This window comes from Streptomyces sp. NPDC054047 (genome assembly GCF_055585065.1).
This window is the reverse complement of record NZ_JBVJKV010000004.1, coordinates 608,784-623,425: the sequence shown is the minus strand read 5'-3', so window position 1 is coordinate 623,425 and position 14,642 is coordinate 608,784. Positions and strand designations below refer to the sequence as shown.

General features: G+C 68.7%; 13 protein-coding genes. 9 read left to right on the top strand and 4 right to left on the bottom strand.

The annotated features are described in order from the left end of the window. The first annotated feature begins 126 nt into the window (after positions 1-126). Both ACZ6ZP_RS19625 and ACZ6ZP_RS19620 read left to right on the top strand, forming a co-directional pair. A complete protein-coding gene (locus ACZ6ZP_RS19625) occupies positions 127-1,380 on the top strand; it encodes a tryptophan dimethylallyltransferase family protein (RefSeq protein WP_469407674.1) in 1,254 nt (417 codons plus the stop codon). Then, a complete protein-coding gene (locus ACZ6ZP_RS19620; protein ID WP_366465155.1) occupies positions 1,353-2,726 on the top strand; it encodes a tryptophanase in 1,374 nt (457 codons plus the stop codon). Before ACZ6ZP_RS19625 ends, ACZ6ZP_RS19620 begins: the two co-directional genes overlap by 28 nt. Positions 2,727-2,869: 143 nt before the next feature. On the opposite strand, the gene ACZ6ZP_RS19615 is transcribed toward ACZ6ZP_RS19620, so the two are convergent. Further along, on the bottom strand, positions 2,870-3,541 hold the full coding sequence (locus ACZ6ZP_RS19615) for a hypothetical protein (RefSeq protein WP_469407672.1): 672 nt from the start codon (positions 3,539-3,541) through the stop codon (positions 2,870-2,872). A 321-nt stretch (positions 3,542-3,862) separates the two neighbouring features. After that, the gene (locus ACZ6ZP_RS19610; protein WP_469407671.1) at positions 3,863-4,765 is read right to left on the bottom strand and encodes a LysR family transcriptional regulator; all 903 of its coding nucleotides are present in this window, start codon (positions 4,763-4,765) and stop codon (positions 3,863-3,865) included. A gap of 188 nt (positions 4,766-4,953) precedes the next feature. Between ACZ6ZP_RS19610 and ACZ6ZP_RS19605 the strand changes: the two genes are divergently transcribed. Then, positions 4,954-5,256 carry a DUF1330 domain-containing protein gene (locus tag ACZ6ZP_RS19605; protein ID WP_469407670.1) on the top strand — a complete coding sequence of 101 codons (303 nt, stop codon included), beginning with the start codon at positions 4,954-4,956 and terminating at the stop codon, positions 5,254-5,256. A 1,138-nt stretch (positions 5,257-6,394) separates the two neighbouring features. Here the strand turns inward: ACZ6ZP_RS19605 and ACZ6ZP_RS19600 are convergent. Together ACZ6ZP_RS19600 and ACZ6ZP_RS19595 are read right to left on the bottom strand one after the other, a co-directional pair. Further along, positions 6,395-6,907: a hypothetical protein gene (locus ACZ6ZP_RS19600; protein ID WP_361472498.1), complete on the bottom strand. Its 513-nt coding sequence runs from the start codon at positions 6,905-6,907 to the stop codon at positions 6,395-6,397. 389 nt (positions 6,908-7,296) lie between these two features. Then, positions 7,297-8,208: a LysR family transcriptional regulator gene (locus tag ACZ6ZP_RS19595; protein WP_351172573.1), complete on the bottom strand. Its 912-nt coding sequence runs from the start codon at positions 8,206-8,208 to the stop codon at positions 7,297-7,299. A gap of 181 nt (positions 8,209-8,389) precedes the next feature. Between ACZ6ZP_RS19595 and ACZ6ZP_RS19590 the strand changes: the two genes are divergently transcribed. The 6 genes from ACZ6ZP_RS19590 (at position 8,390) to ACZ6ZP_RS19565 (ending at position 14,636) form a co-directional block, all read left to right on the top strand. Next, complete coding sequence (locus ACZ6ZP_RS19590) at positions 8,390-9,022, top strand: NADPH-dependent F420 reductase (RefSeq protein WP_351172576.1); 633 nt, start codon at positions 8,390-8,392, stop codon at positions 9,020-9,022. Between the two features lie 90 nt (positions 9,023-9,112). Beyond that, positions 9,113-10,048, top strand: coding sequence for an SDR family oxidoreductase (locus ACZ6ZP_RS19585; protein ID WP_469407668.1), 936 nt, complete (start codon positions 9,113-9,115; stop codon positions 10,046-10,048). Positions 10,049-10,750: 702 nt separating this feature from the next. Then, entirely contained in the window at positions 10,751-11,203 is a 453-nt protein-coding gene (locus ACZ6ZP_RS19580; protein ID WP_469407667.1) for an SH3 domain-containing protein, read from the top strand. Between the two features lie 375 nt (positions 11,204-11,578). Then, positions 11,579-12,598 carry a phage baseplate protein gene (locus ACZ6ZP_RS19575; protein WP_469407666.1) on the top strand — a complete coding sequence of 340 codons (1,020 nt, stop codon included), beginning with the start codon at positions 11,579-11,581 and terminating at the stop codon, positions 12,596-12,598. 599 nt (positions 12,599-13,197) lie between these two features. Beyond that, positions 13,198-14,190 (top strand): DUF6192 family protein, encoded by a 993-nt coding sequence (locus ACZ6ZP_RS19570; RefSeq protein ID WP_469407665.1) that lies wholly within the window; start codon positions 13,198-13,200, stop codon positions 14,188-14,190. 2 nt (positions 14,191-14,192) lie between these two features. Next, complete coding sequence (locus ACZ6ZP_RS19565) at positions 14,193-14,636, top strand: RacP protein (RefSeq protein WP_469407664.1); 444 nt, start codon at positions 14,193-14,195, stop codon at positions 14,634-14,636. Positions 14,637-14,642 lie beyond the last annotated feature (6 nt).

Sequence of the window (14,642 nt, the reverse complement as noted above, 5' to 3'; positions counted from 1 at the left end):
GCAGGGCCGAATACCCGCGGCTTACGACGGATCGGCCCTGGTCTCCCGCCTCGTTGGCGCAGCACGTCCCCGTACCTCCGCGCCATGCAGAGGCTTGTTGCGCCGTGCCGTGCGAGGAACGCGATGATGTCCCTGCCGGAGGCGGGCATAGCGGCAGACGAACCCGGTAAGGCCACGCTCGGCGATCACGTGCTGGGTCAACTACAGCGCCTGGGCGCCGCGGTGGGCCTGAGCGAGGCGGACACCGCGCTGTACGGGCAGGTCCTGCTCGACTCCCTCGCGGACTCCGTCCGGCGACCGTTGTCTCTGCCCCCGGCATCGCCCAGCTTCCTCTCCGACGACCACACCCCCGTCGAGTTCTCCCTGGCCTGCACGTCGGACGCCGCCCCGGCACTGCGGGTGCTCGTGGAGCCCGGATGGACCCACGCGGACATGGGCGACAGCGGCCGCGCCGGACTCGAGGCCATCCACGCGATGGCCGCCCGCTGGAACTTTTCCACCCATCAACTCGACGCCCTGCAGGACTTGTTCCTCCCCGCTGCGGCCGAGGGGCCGCTGTCACTGTGGTACGCGCTCGATCTGCGCGCGGGAGGGGTCCCCGGCGTCAAGGTCTATCTGAACCCCTCCGCCGCCGGACCCGAGCACGCTGCACACACCGTGCAAGAGGCGTTACGCCGACTTGGCTACGACAAGGCCTTCGCGCAGCTTCCCCCCGCGGCGGGCTATCCGTTCCTCGCACTGGACCTGGGCTCCTGGGAGTCACCTCGCGTCAAGGTCTACGTGCAGCACCCGCGTATGTCGGCCGACGACGCCTGCGCGCTCGGCCATGCCTCCGGGGTCGCAGCGGCAGACATCCGCCACTTCTTCCACGCGGCCGCCGGACCCCTCCCGCCATCCGGGCAGCAAGGGGACGGTACGCCGCGCCTGCTGCGGCGGTCAGCGCTCACCTGCCATTCCTTCACCGAAGGCGACAGCGACCCCAGCGGCTTCACGCTCCACATCCCCGTCCGTGACTACGTCCGCGACGACGAGGAGGCCCTCGACCGGGCAACCGCCCTGCTGACCCGGTTCGGCATGGACCCCACGGTCCTGCGCCGGAGTCTGCGCGCTCTCACACAGCGACAGCTCACCGACGGTGTGGGGCTGATCGCCTACCTCGCTCTCGTGTACGAGCGAAACCGGCAGCCCCGTATCACGGCCTATCTGTCCTCTGAGGCCTATCTGACCAGGGCGCCGACAGAGCAGTACGCGCAAGTCGGCCTGTTAGCTGTACAACGCACCCAGAGCGCTCTGAACTCCGGTCGCACGGCCGCCGGTTATGCCAACCCGCACACCGCACCAAAGGAAGTCTCGTGGAACCGTATCGCATCAAAGTTGTAGAACCGATCGCGTTCACCACCCGAGCGGAGCGCGAGGCCGCGCTGAAGCGGGTCGCCTACAACCCCTTCGATCTGCGTGCCGACGAGGTCACCATCGACCTGCTGAGCGACTCGGGGACCGGTGCCATCTCCGCGGACCAGCTCGCCGCGGGCATGCACGGCGACGAGTCCTACGCCGGCAGCCGCAGCTATTACCGGTGGCACGAGGTCGTCTCCGAACTCACCGGATATCCCCATATCCTGCCGACACACCAGGGCCGCGCCGCCGAGCGCATCCTGTTCTCCGCCCTGCTCAAGCCCGGCACGAGCGTGCTGTCCAACACCCACTTCGACACCACCCGCGCCAACGTCGAACTGACCGGCTGCCAGGCCTACGACTTGCCCTGCGCCGAGGCGAAGGACCTCGACAGCGATTACCCGTTCAAGGGCAACATCGACCTGATCGCCCTTGAGCAGGCGTTGGAGAACGCGCATCAAGCGCCCGTGGCGGCCGTGCTGATGACCATCACCAACAATGGTGGCGGTGGCCAGCCGGTCAGCATGGAGAACCTGTACCGGACCGCCGAACTGTGCCGCCGCCACGGCGTCCCCCTGATCCTGGATGCCGCGCGTTTCGCGGAGAACGCCTGGCTGGTGATCCAGCGCGAGCCCGGCTATGCCAACCGCACCCCCCGGCAGGTCGCCGAGGAAGCCTTCCGCCTTGCGGACGGCTGCGTCATGAGCGCGAAGAAGGACGGCATCGTCCACATCGGCGGCTTCATCGGTCTCAAGGACCCTGAACTCGCCGAGAGGTGCGCGGGCCTGCTCATCGCCACCGAGGGCTTCACCACCTATGGCGGCCTGGCCGGCCGTGACCTCGACATGATGGCCCGCGGACTTGTGGAAGTCACCGAATCGGCCTACCTCGCCGAACGCGCCGACATAGCCGCCTACCTCGCCGCGCGCATCCGCGAGGCCGGAGTCGACATCGTGGAGCCGGCAGGCCTGCACGCCCTTTACGTCAACGCCGGGCGGCTGTTGCCCCACATACCCCCGCACCAGTACCCGGGCACCGCACTGGTCTGTGAGCTCTACCTACGCGGAGGCATCCGCTCGGCGGAGCTGGGCAGCCTGTACCTCGGGGAAGAGGACGAACAAGGCAACTCCATCAAGACCGCACCTTATGAACTCGTGCGGCTGGCACTCCCCCGTCGGGTCTACACCCGCAGCCACTACGACCATGTCGCCGCCACCCTGGCCGACATAGCCAAGAACCCCGAATCGGTGCACGGCTACCGCATCGTGGGTCAGTCTCCGATCCTTCGCCATTTCAGCATCAAGCTGGAGCCCGTGCAGTCCGGCGGCTGATCTCTACTCGACACGTCGCGTCGCGCAAGAGTGGGGCCGGCAGCGCCGGCTCCCACTTCTTGAGCTCGACTCTGTCGGGGATCTTGGAGTTTCCCGGTGCGGCAGCATGGTCAACGGGCATGCTCGGGACCCCTGCCCGTGGATCAGCAAGCTGTCCGAAGCCGCCCGGCTGCTGGATGAAGGTTGTGGGTGCCGAATATTACGTCGGTGCAGTTCAACACCGCCGGGCCGAAGTCGACCGTGCCGCTGAACGGCAGCGCGTAGCCCGCCTGCACCGAACCGCCGCCTTCCACGTAGGTGAAGTCGCCCCGGTCCGGCACGGCGCCCGTCTCGTCGGAGCCGACCTTCATGCCGATGAGCTTGGAGCCGGTCAGCGGCCAGTCCTCGTAGCGGACGACCTGACTGCCCTGGTAAACGGGTTTCAGGGGTGCGGTCGCGCCGAACGGGGTGGCGGTCACCCGCATCGCCCGCAGCTCGCGCAGCGCCGACGGTGCCGTGGCGTCGGCCCGCCGCCACGCGTCGAAGAGACCGTCGCGCAACCGGGGATCGAGCCCGGCCAGCAGGTGCGGGCCGAGGTCGGCGCCGGGCGCGAAGACCTGCGCGGGGTGGCGGGCCAGATGGCGGGCGTTGAGCGGCGGCCGCACGGGGGCCTTGCGCAGGGCGGGCAGCAGCGCGCCGAGCGCCGCGAGGGCCGGTTGGGCCGGTCCGGGGCCGCCGTCGCCCGGGTCCTCCTCGTGTTGCGGCGGTTCCAGCGCACGGGCCTGCTCGCTCAGCCGGTCGAGTCCTTCCGCGAGCCGGGCGAACCAGTCCGCCACCTCTTGGTGACCGCGCGCCAGTTCCTGTGTCTCGTGGGACGCCGTTGACGGCGGGCGTTCCCGCCGGTTACCCGTGCTTGTCCGGTTCGGCGCCGGCGAAGGCGCGGTATCCGCCGAGGGCCCGGGCTGGGCGAGGACGTCGCCGCGGTGTACGGCTCGGACCGGCCCCGGGGCCATCATCGGATGCTGATCCGCCGGCGTAGCGAGGTCGTGTCGGACATGCAGCAAGGCCGCCGTCGTCATCACCGCGAAGTCCGCCGGGGGGGGCAAGGTCTTCGGCCTGGCCACCGCGGGCGCCCGTCTCGCCTGGCCTCTTGCGCGTCAGTCCGGCAGCCAGTTCAGCTCGTGCGCCAGGGTTTTGGCGGCGGCACGGATGCGGCGGTGCAGCGGCGACTGCTCGCGTGGCAGGACCAGGTGGATCGTCAGGCTGGGCGCGCCTCGCAGCGGTCGCCAGGTGAGACCGGCCGGTAGTGCCGTGGCCGCGGCTTCTCCGGCCGGGGCGAGGGTGACCCCGTCGTGCAGATCGCGCTGAGACATGTCGAAAGAGACTGCGGGCGTGTGGAATCGGGGGCGTGGTCGGGTGTCTTGGAACAGTGCGGACAGCTGATCGTGGATCACGGGGTTGGCCGCACGGTCCGGGAGTCGCAGCGGGTACGCGGCCGCGTCGGCGATCTCGATCTGCGGGTGTTCGGCCAGCGGATGGTGCTGCGCCAGCTGGACCCCGATGCGCGCACGGCGCAGCAGGGATCGGCGCACGCCGCGGCCCGGCTGTTCACCGCGAGTGATCCCGGCATCGATGCGGCCGTCGGCGACCGCGGGGGAGATCTCCGGTGTCGCCATCGGGACCGCGCCGACCTCGAGTCCGGGACTGCCGCGCATCAGCCGGTCCACCAGGGCCGGTGCCGTCTGGGCCCCGGCACTGAGGCTGTATCCGATGCGCAGCGTGCCCAGTTCACCGGCCGCCGCGCTGCGGGCGGTGTCCCATGCCCGGTCCAGCGCCGCCAGCGCGGGCGGCGCGGACTCCGCCAAAGCCGCACCGGCCGGGGTCAGTTGGACGCTACGCGTGTTGCGGACCAGCAGGGCCGTACCGAGTTGCGTCTCCAATCGGCGTATCCGGGCGCTGAGTGCGGGCTGTGCGATACCGATCCGTGCGGCCGCGCGGGTGAAGTTCAACTCCTGCGCCAGCACCAGGAAGTACCGCAGGCTCACCGTATCCGGCGCCACGTGCCCTCCCCGCCGATTGATAACGATCCGTTCTGAGCCTATCCCGTACCGGTCTTTCCCTCGGCCGCATATCAAGCCCTAGCCTGCGCATACGACGATCCAACTGACCGCGGTGCCTGCCGCCGGGAGCGGCCGGTCTGAGTGTCAATTCGACGTCGGACGCGTCCGGCCGAACACAGGAGGTTTCCATGGCTAAGGGCTACTGGGTCAGTGTCTATCCCGCCATTTCCGCTGAGAGGCTGACTGCCTACGACCAGCTGGCCGGCCCGGCTGTCCAGGCGGGGGGCGGGCGCGTCCTGTCCCTCCTCCCGTCCCGTGGCGGTCGAGTCGTCGCCCACGAGGCCGGAATCACGCAACGCGTCGTTCTGATCGAGTTCGACAGCTTTGAACAGGCCGTCGCGGCATACGAGAGCGAGGCATACCAGAAGGCGCTGGTGGCGCTCCCCGACGGCGTCGAGCGCGACTTCCGCATCATCGAAGGCATCGACTGACCGCCGGGCCCAGCCATCGCCGGGCATCCGTAAGCCGGCCGACCCGCACACGGGGCTGCAGCCCGAGCACCTGGCGGTCGTTCGGGCATGGGTTGCAACCCATGCCCGAGCAAAGATCCCTTGACGCAGCCTGACAACACCGCCCGCGCTCACGTCGCGTGTAACCCACGGCGGGTTGTCTCGAAAGCTATCCTGCCCGCCGCCCGGGAGCGGCTGCCCCGAGCGGCCCGCCCTGAAGCAGCCCGCTCCCCCGCCCCTGCCTTTTCTCTCCCGGCAGGCGCCGGGAGGACGGGAGGAAGGCGCGGGGGCGCACGGTTGGGGCTGCGGGAGGAAGCCCCCCAACGAGGTCGTGCCAGCCTGGCCCTTCGGGGCGGGTCTCACGCGACTCTGCGTCACAGCATGATGGAAGCTCTAAAACTACTGATCGCGCCCTACCTAGTGTGGTCAAGGGATCTGGAACAGCTCTTGACACCCCAACGGGTACGCCCCGCGGCCGTGGAATTCTCCGGAGGCGTCGGGGGCATGCCCGTCGTGTGGAGGGGGCGGGAGCAGGGTCGGTGCCACTGTGGGGCCGGGTGCCAGGGTTCGGGCGCTGAAGGCAGCTTGCTGAACGCCAGGAGGGAGACCCGGTCCGTTCGGGACGTCGTGTCCTTACCGGTCTGGCCCGTGTCTGGCCGCCTCGTCGTGGCCCTCACCGCCGTCCACGCGCTGTCCGGCAAGGAGATCCAGACGCTGCACAGCTCCGACCTGGGTCTCTCCCGGGCACACTCGAAGTCCGGCGCGAACTCTGCGGCACACCCTCTACCTGGAGGAGCTCACCCACCAGCTCGCCGCCGACTGGACGGCCTACCGCCACCACCGCTGGTCGGCCTCGTCCAACGCCCACCTGCTGGTCAGCCAGAAGACCGCAGGACCCCGACCACCCGGACGTCAGCATCGGCACCCTGCGCGGAGCCCTCCCCAGAGGGCTGACACTGAGCGGCCTGCGGCAAGACCGCATCCTCAACGAAGCAGCCCAAAGCGCCGTCCCGCTCCGACTGATGCGGCTCTTTGGCATCACGGAGCAGACCGCCATGCACTACGTCACCGCCGCCCACCCTGAACGAACCGCCAAGCTGCCCCGGTGACCGAGCCCAGATCAGGCGTCCTGGGAGCTATCGGTACTGTCCTTGGACTCGGCCATCACTCTGCCGCCGACGAAAGCGACGCCAAGGGCGACTGCGGCAGTGGCGCCGACCAAGACCTTTTTGAGCGCCCCGTCCAGGAACTGCTTGCTCTCGCTGTCCTTTTGGAACTGCATCCTTGCGGTTCCCTGGATCTGCTCGATCAGAAACTTCTTCTCTTCCCAGCTCAGGTCGTTTTTGTTGAGTTCGCCCCTGAGAATGTCCCTGACCTCCTGGCAGGCCCGGTGCACATGCTCCTGGCTTTGGTTGTTGGCCGAGAGCGTGGACTCGTGCGCTCTCTCGATCGCACTTACAGCGTCCTTGGCGAAGTCCTTGAACGCGGGGAACTGCTCAACGATCTTGAGAGCCACCTCGGTGTCCATGTTGGGCATCATGGCTGCGAACCTGACCATCTTGTCTTTGGAGAGGTTCCTCCAGGACTCGATCCCAAGCGCCTTCATGATCTGAGCTTCGTTCTTGTACTTCATGCCACGAATCCCCCTTGACTTCCGCCGGGCAGCCGCGGGAACCAAGGCCCACAGACGCCGCCAACCGCACCAGACCCCCCTGGGCTGATCTGCCTGCAATCTAACGCGAGTTAGCCCCGAACCCATGCGTCTCCTGGAGCAGGGCCACGAGTATGCAGAAGCCCTGCTCATCGTCCTCGGAGCGCCGGTTCCGCGGGCTGGCTGCAACCGGGCCGTCTGGCTCCGGGAGGCCCTGGTCGCGGCCGGTGCTCGCAACGTACGCCACTCCGGTGCTCACCGCTTCCCCAGACAATTGACGCGTGTTGCCGCTCTGCGACCAGCCGCAACAGCACCACTCCGTCAGGCCATTTCACTCTTCAGCGCATGATGAACGGGGTCAGTCGAACTGCTCAAGCGCGCCTTGCGACGGCTTCGCCTCCAAGCTGCCACATCTCATAGTTCCCGCACTCTGCCGTGATCTCGGCCGTCGACCGAGCCGCGGTGACGAAGTCATCCACTACCGGCGAGGTGTGCGACGTCGCCACCGCGAGGCACACCTGGTCGGGCGCCAGTTCCGGGATGGGCACATAGACGACGTCTGGATGCGTGTAGAACACGGACGCCGAACGGGCCAGGAAGGAGATGCCCCGTCCGGCCGCGACATGCTCGAGCGTCTCGTCCACCCCGCGCACCGGGTAACCGGCATCAGGGTGCGGGCGCTTGGTGGGCTGCGTGCTCGGGGCACCGTGCCAGACCAGCGGTTCACCGGCCAGGTCGGCCTCCGTGACCTCCTCCTTGCCGGCAAGGCGGTGCCCGGCGGGCAGTACCGCCACCCGGGGCTCGGCGTACAGCGGGGTGACGCGCAGGCCGGCCTCGTCGATGGGCAGCCGCACATAGCCGACGTCGATGCGCCCGTCGAGCAGCATCGCAGCCTGGTCGTCCCCTTCGATCCGCTGCACGTCCACGACCACGTCCGGGTGCCGGTCCTCGAACGCCCGCGCCGCCGGGATGACGGGGATGCCGGCCCGGAAACCGACCATCAGCCGCCGCTTGCCGCCGGCGGCCGCGGACACCCGGCGGCGGACCGCGTGGGTCGAGGCGAGCAACGGGCCGGCGTCGGCCAGCAGTTGCCGGCCCGCGTCCGTCAGCTCCACGCCGTGGCGATCCCTGGTGAACAGCGAGGCTCCGAGATCCTGCTCGAGCGCGCGGATCTGCCGACTGAGCACCGGCTGCGCGATATGGAGCTCATCAGCGGCGCGGCCGAAATGCAGCCGGTCGGCCACGGCGACGAAATAACGCAGTTTGCGCAGATCCAGATCCATGGCATCTCCCGGCCCGGTGATGCCTTCAGGGTATCACCACCGCTTAAAGAGGTCTTGGACACCGACTCATCCCCAATGGCAGCCTCAAAGCAGGCGCTTGAGGGTGCCGAAGTGAATTCGACCCAACAATTCGACAGTAGAAGTTGGCAGCAGGGCCCAGGCCCGGAGAGCAGGAACACCGATGAGCAGCATCAGCATTATCGGACTGGGAAACATGGCCCGTGCTTTGGCCGGCCGGGCGCTCGCCGGCGGTAACGCCGTCGAGATCATCGGCCGCGACCCGGCCAAGGCCAAGGAGTTGGCCGCCACGCTCGGCGGCGCCACGGTCGGGGCGGCCGGGGCCGCCCCGGCCGGGGACATCGTGATCCTCGCCGCGCCGTACGCCGGCGCGGCGGCGGTGGTGAGGGAGTACGGGGACGCACTGCGCGGCAAGGTCATCGTCGACGTCACCAACCCCGTGGCCCCCGACCTGCAGGGCTTCGTCGTCCCCGACGGCAGTTCCGGCGCACAGGAGATAGCCAAGGCTGCTCCCGACGACGCGCATGTCGTCAAGGCGTTCAACACGGTGTTCTCCCACGTTCTGGCGGCCGGCCCCGCCAAGGGCCGCCCTCTGGACGTGTTCATCGCCGGTGACGACGCGCAGGCGAAGGCACGCGTGTCGGCGTTCGTCGAGAGCCTGGGGCTGCGCCCCTGGGATACCGGGGATCTGTCCATGGCGCGGGCACTGGAGAACGTCGGCCTGCTGGAGTTGGGCCTCATGAACCACTCCGTCAAGCACACCGATTTCTCCCTCGGAATCACCCTTCTCGGCTGAGCGCACCCCTGCCACCACCTTTCGTGCCGCATTGCGTCAGTTCATTTACGGCACGAAAAATTCTGCACCTACTCTCATAAGGACAGTTGGATGCGCGTATTCGTCGCTGGCGGGACCGGCCATTCCGGTTCGTACATCATTCCCGAGCTCATCGCCGCCGGGCACGAGGTCACCGGCCTGGCCCGGTCGGACGCTTCCGCGGCGGCCCTGTCCGCGCTCGGCGCGAAGGTACGTCGGGGCGATCTCCAGGATCTCGACGGGCTCAAGGAGGCAGCCGCGGACTCCGACGGCGTCATCCACGTTGCCCACAGGCAGGATCTGCTGCCCTCCGGCGGGATGGACGCCGTGGCCGCCGCGGAGCTCCCGATCGTGCTCGCGTACGGCGAGGCACTCGCGGGAACCGGAAAGCCGCTGGTCACGGCGGGAAGCATGGGCTCGCCCGGGAACCTACAGCGGCCTGCCACCGAGGAGGACCCGGCCCTTCCCGCCGGCGAGGAGTACAAGGGCACCTTGCGGGTCCGCAACGTCGTGGAAAGGGCCGTTGTCGACCTCGCCGAGCAGGGGGTGCGGTCTTCGGTCGTGCGGATCGCCAACATCGCGCACAGTACGACCGATCGTGCCGGCTTCCTCCCCACGCTGATCGCGCTCGCGGAGGAAAAGGGCTTCGTCGGCTACCACGGCGACGGCGCAAACCTGTGGAACGCCGTGCACATCCGCGATGCCGCCACCCTGTTCCGCCTGGCGATGGAGAAGGGGCAGGCCGGCACATACTGGCACGCGGTCGAGGACGGCGGCACCCCGTTCCGCGACATCGCCGAAGCCATCGCCGGACGCCTGGGCCTGCCCGCCGTGAGCATTCCCGACGATGCCCTGATGACGCCGGGGCATTTCGGGTTCCTCACGAATATCGTCACGCAGAGCTACCCGGCGTCCAACCTCATCACCCGCCGGACCCTCGGCTGGGAACCCGCCCGGCCCGGCCTGCTCGCCGATCTGGACAACGGCCATTACTTCCCCGCCGGCTGACAGCGGGAACCTGGATCGCAGCGAGCCCGGCAACCGGCAAGTCCGGCTCTTGTGAAAGACCTTGAGACTATGACGACTGTGGGGAACTGGGGCCGCGGCCGTGTCCACGGCGACGAGTGAAAAGGCCGCGGCGGCCGGTGACATTGTCGTGGTCACGGTGCCGGTCAGCGCCTTCCCTCACCTGGAGCGAGCTGCTTCTGCGGCAGCACGCGACGCCCGCCCGCCTAGTGGGCGGCGCATCCCGTCCCGTGGGGAGTGCAGGCCCGACTGTTCAAGGCCGGTCTGACGCCGCGTCTGACTCATCTGGCCCCGAAGGCCGGGTGCGGCCGCCGGCGCCTCGCCCGGCAGATCCCACCCTGTGCAGTCACGGCCCGGCAAAATCGCTCCGGCATTGTGCTGATTGGGTGCGTGTCCCGGTACGGACAACTGGACATTTAGGGCGCCGAGCCTACGGTTTCCTCCAGCGCAGAGCTTCCGGTTCTCTTCGAGGGGTCCGGAGCCGTCACGAGGAGAAGAGACGAAATGATGGTTCGCAGAGCAGTGACCGGGTGCGCGTCGGTGGCGCTGGCATCGGTAGCGATGGCGGGCTTCGCACAGGCGGATGCTCAGCCGGCGCCGGCATCTGGTGCATCGCAAGCGGCGCCGAGGGTCACGCTCACCCCGGCTACGGCCAAGCAGAAGAGTGCGGTCACGGTGAAGGTCGTGGGCGCCCCGAAGACGTGCCGTTCGGTACAGGCCAGGTCCGATGCCTTCGTCAGGACGGTGGCGCTGGCGAAGAAGGGCAACCCGCCGGTGTACTGGGGCCGGGCAGGGGTGAAGGCGAAGGCCGCCCCTGGCTTCCACCAGGTCACGGTGGGGGGTGTCGGCTGCGGCAAGTGGGTGGCAAAGGCCAGGCTCACTATTCTTGCGCCGCCCAAGCCGACGCTGGTCAAGGGCACCGTCACCTCGAAGACCGGGCTCAACGTACGCAAGCAGCCGACCTCCGGCTCGGCGGTCACCGGGGCCTACCGCAGTCGGCAGACCATCGACCTGATCTGCAAGAAGGCCGGGCAGCCGGTCGGCGGCAACCGCACCTGGTACCAGGTCAAGACGCCCAAGGGCTGGGTCAGCGCCCGCTACGTCAAGGCCCACGGCACGGTGCCCACCTGCAGGTGACCTCGGGTGGCTGAGCCCCAGCACGCCGCGGCTCAGCCACCGCGCAGCCGGACGCGTCAGCGCGTCCCCTCGACCGCTTTTCAGTGGAGTGTCGTTCCTCTCGGGGATGGCTGAGCGGAAAAGACGCAGGTTCAGGACGGCTTATTCGAGGACAACCACGCCCCATCACCCCTTAACAACCCTCTCCATTCCATAAATTGACAACGCCCCACGCCACCCTCCCGGCCGCGACGCCGAGTCCGTACAGCGCCGCCGTAGGAATGAACTTCTCCAGCCGTGCGGCATGGGAAGGCAAGGGCAGGTGACCGCCCGGTGTTCGGATTGACCTCTCCGATCGTCGGGTGATGACAAGCGGACAACGGACAGGTGGCAGGTATGACGGAGACAGGTCGAGTCCGCTATCCCACCCGGAGGTCTGTGCTGGGCCTCGGGGCGGCGGGCGCGGGGGTGGCCCTGATCGGCGGGCAGGCGTTCGCGGCGGTGGGCGCGGTGCCGCAGCGGCAGGCAGAGCTGAGATGGTCGGAGCCGGGCAAGGTCTGGTTGCGGGGCGTCAGGCTGCACCACAGCACCGTGCTGCAGTCCTTCGCCTTCGACGAGCGCAACCGGCAGATCTACGCGCTCCAGGTGATCCCGTCCGGCAGACGGCTTCCGGGCGAGTCCCGCACGTACTCGCACGATGAGCGCGTACGCAACGGCGATTTGTGTCTCAACAGGCTCGCCATGGACGGCACGCGGCTGGACCATATGTACCTGAAGGGCTTCGGGCATGGCACCACCGTCGCTGTCGAGCGAGCGCCTTCAGGTGGGACGGCGCTGTGGACGGAGTGGGATGCCCAACCGTCCTCCGGCTACGGGCGCGGAGTGTGCCGGTTTCGCTACACGGCGGGCAAGGTGCTCACCGGCAACAGCGCGGGCCTGGACACCTTCCGGCCCCAGCCCGGCAGCATCAACAACAACGCTGCTCTCGACACGGCCCACGGGCGCCTGCTACTGCGCTACCGAAGGTCTCGCCTGCCCCGCTACGCGCTCTACGACCTCGCCCGGTTCGCCGCCCGTGACTTCCGCCCGCTCGCCGACTTCCCGCAGCCCGGTGCGGAAAGCGGTCTTCCCTTCCAGGGCATGGCCCTCCACGGCGCCTACGCCTACCAGCTCCTGGGCAGCGCGTACGGCCCGGACAATCCACGGGAGGGGGGCGGCAACACCCGGCTGTTCCGCATCGGTATGCCGGACGGCCGGTACGTGAGCGAGAAGCTCGACCGGACGGACCCGGAACTCGGCAGGCGCGAGCCCGAGGGGCTTGCCGTCAGGACGGGCCGCAACGGCGGGCTGTACATGGGCTTCGCCCACGGACCGGCCGGGGGCCGCAGACTCTCCCTGTACCGCAAGACCCTCTGAGTCTTCCCCGGCCGGCTTCCGCCCCTGCTGCCGATCCCGCGATGTCGCTCCCAGCTTCTTAGAGCCTGTTTGCGAGCCCCTGATCTGGATCTTTGGGCAGGTCTAGGCTGGCGGTGTGTCCGGGGTCGTCGGGCAGCCGCCGCAGCGGCACTGTCCGGTGTGTGACTCCCCGTTGGAGCGGGGGGCCGCGCCGAGGGCGGTGTACTGCTCGGAGGCCTGTCGGGCCAGGCAGTGGCGGCATGCACGGCGGATTCGGCGCCGGGCCGCGGCCGAGCGGGACGGTGAGGGGCGGCAAGTCTGCCCGGTCTGCGAGGCGGTGTGGGTGGCCGGAGTTGATCACCGTAGTAACGCCGTGTACTGCTCGGCGAAGTGCCGTGGGAGGGCTGCGTACTTGCGGAAGAAAGCGTTCGCCGAAGCGCCGAATCCACGCTTGGACGAACGGCCCGACTGACCGTTTACTGTCTCATTCGGTCATTTCCGGTCAGCTCTGGTGTTCGATCTCCGGACGGGTTCACGCTAGCGGCAGCGCGGACCTGGCCATGTCGCCGGCACTGACGCCGCCCCCGGGCCCGCGGCAGGTGGTGATGAGGATGCCCACCATGATCGGCAAAGTCACCGAGGACCGCTACGCCGAGCTCGTCGCGGAGTCGAAACTGCTGGTCGAGTCCGAACGGGACACGTACTTCAAGCTGGGTGACAACGCGCTGGAGATAGAGCCCCTGCAGGAGAAGGGGGGTGCGCGGGCGGCGATGGGCGAGGACGTCCAGTCGGTGGAGGAGACCATGCGCCGCTTCGCCGACGATGTCGGCGTGAACGTCGCCAGCGTCATGAGCTTCCGCTACACCGCGGCCCATTGGCCGCCCGAACATCGGGCCAAGGGCGTCTCGCTGGACATTCACCGGATTCTGATCGGGCATCCGGACCGGTTCGAGATCATCCGCAACCCGCCGTTCAATCAGCGGTACGGCACAAAGCGGTGGACCCACGACGCGGCCCGGCGGGCGCGGGGCTGGAACGTCCACAACCCGGTGTCGGTGCAGGAGAAGGTGGCCGCGATCCACGGCCTGGCGGCCGATGACCAGGTGGCCGCCCAGGTCGCGGCGGATCTGCTGCGCAGGCCGGCGGTCGCCGACGAGGTGCCGGCCAAGGCCCGCATCGAGGCGATCCGGGACCTGGCACACGACGAGCAGGTCGCCTCCGAGGCGGCCACCGATCTGCTGCACCGGCCCGACGTCGCCTTCAAGGCGATGTCGGATGACCGTGCCAGGCAGTCGGTCAACCATGCCCAGGTCGAGCGCGGCCGTCAGGCCCGCGAGGAGTTCGAGCGGACCAGCGAACTCGCCCCGGCCATCGAGCACTTCAAACGCTCCAGCGAGTTCCTGGACCTGGTCACGGCCTGCCACACCTTCGTGGCCGCCGCGGGCAGGGTCGTCCCCGGACTGCGCGGACGCACCGTCTCGCCCGAGGAACGCTCGCTGCTGCACGAGAACATCGCCCGCTGCCGCGCCACCCTGGACTGGATGGAGCACGCCGTCGACACCGGCAACGTCGACGTCGACGACGCGCTGGCCCGGCTGCTGCGAGGCGAGTAGCCATGGCGCGCTCCAAGATCCGGGAGCGCGACCGCCGCCGCTCACCGACCGCCGCACGTCACGCCGACACCATCCGGCTCGCGCTGATGGAGACCGCACCGTCGGGGCTGAAGATGCCCCGGCTGATGGCCGTCACCGAACTGTCCCGCTCGCAGATCGTGCGCGGTCTTGCCGCCTACCGCGAGCTGGCGGGCGAGAAACGGTGGCCGCCCCTGATGTGGTCATGGGAGCGCGGCTACCACTTCTGCGAGGACGCTGACGAGCTGGAGCAGTGGGAACGCCAGTGGGCCGAGGTGAAGTACACGCAGATCACCAGCTTCATGACCAACGCCCTTGCGGGGCATGAGCGTTTGTTCCCCAAAAGCCGCTGGGTGGCCTACCTCGCCGCGCAGATGAACGCCATCCAGAGCTCGCTGGACCTGATCGCACACCCGCAACTCCAGTAGCTCGAA

Coding starts and splice junctions, on each gene's coding strand:
- ACZ6ZP_RS19565 (WP_469407664.1), top strand. CDS start 14,193: ATGGCGCGCTCCAAGATCCGGGAGCGCGACCGCCGCCGCTCACCGACC.
- ACZ6ZP_RS19595 (WP_351172573.1), bottom strand. CDS start 8,208: ATGGATCTGGATCTGCGCAAACTGCGTTATTTCGTCGCCGTGGCCGAC.
- ACZ6ZP_RS19570 (WP_469407665.1), top strand. CDS start 13,198: ATGATCGGCAAAGTCACCGAGGACCGCTACGCCGAGCTCGTCGCGGAG.
- ACZ6ZP_RS19600 (WP_361472498.1), bottom strand. CDS start 6,907: ATGAAGTACAAGAACGAAGCTCAGATCATGAAGGCGCTTGGGATCGAG.
- ACZ6ZP_RS19590 (WP_351172576.1), top strand. CDS start 8,390: ATGAGCAGCATCAGCATTATCGGACTGGGAAACATGGCCCGTGCTTTG.
- ACZ6ZP_RS19575 (WP_469407666.1), top strand. CDS start 11,579: ATGACGGAGACAGGTCGAGTCCGCTATCCCACCCGGAGGTCTGTGCTG.
- ACZ6ZP_RS19585 (WP_469407668.1), top strand. CDS start 9,113: ATGCGCGTATTCGTCGCTGGCGGGACCGGCCATTCCGGTTCGTACATC.
- ACZ6ZP_RS19605 (WP_469407670.1), top strand. CDS start 4,954: ATGGCTAAGGGCTACTGGGTCAGTGTCTATCCCGCCATTTCCGCTGAG.
- ACZ6ZP_RS19625 (WP_469407674.1), top strand. CDS start 127: ATGTCCCTGCCGGAGGCGGGCATAGCGGCAGACGAACCCGGTAAGGCC.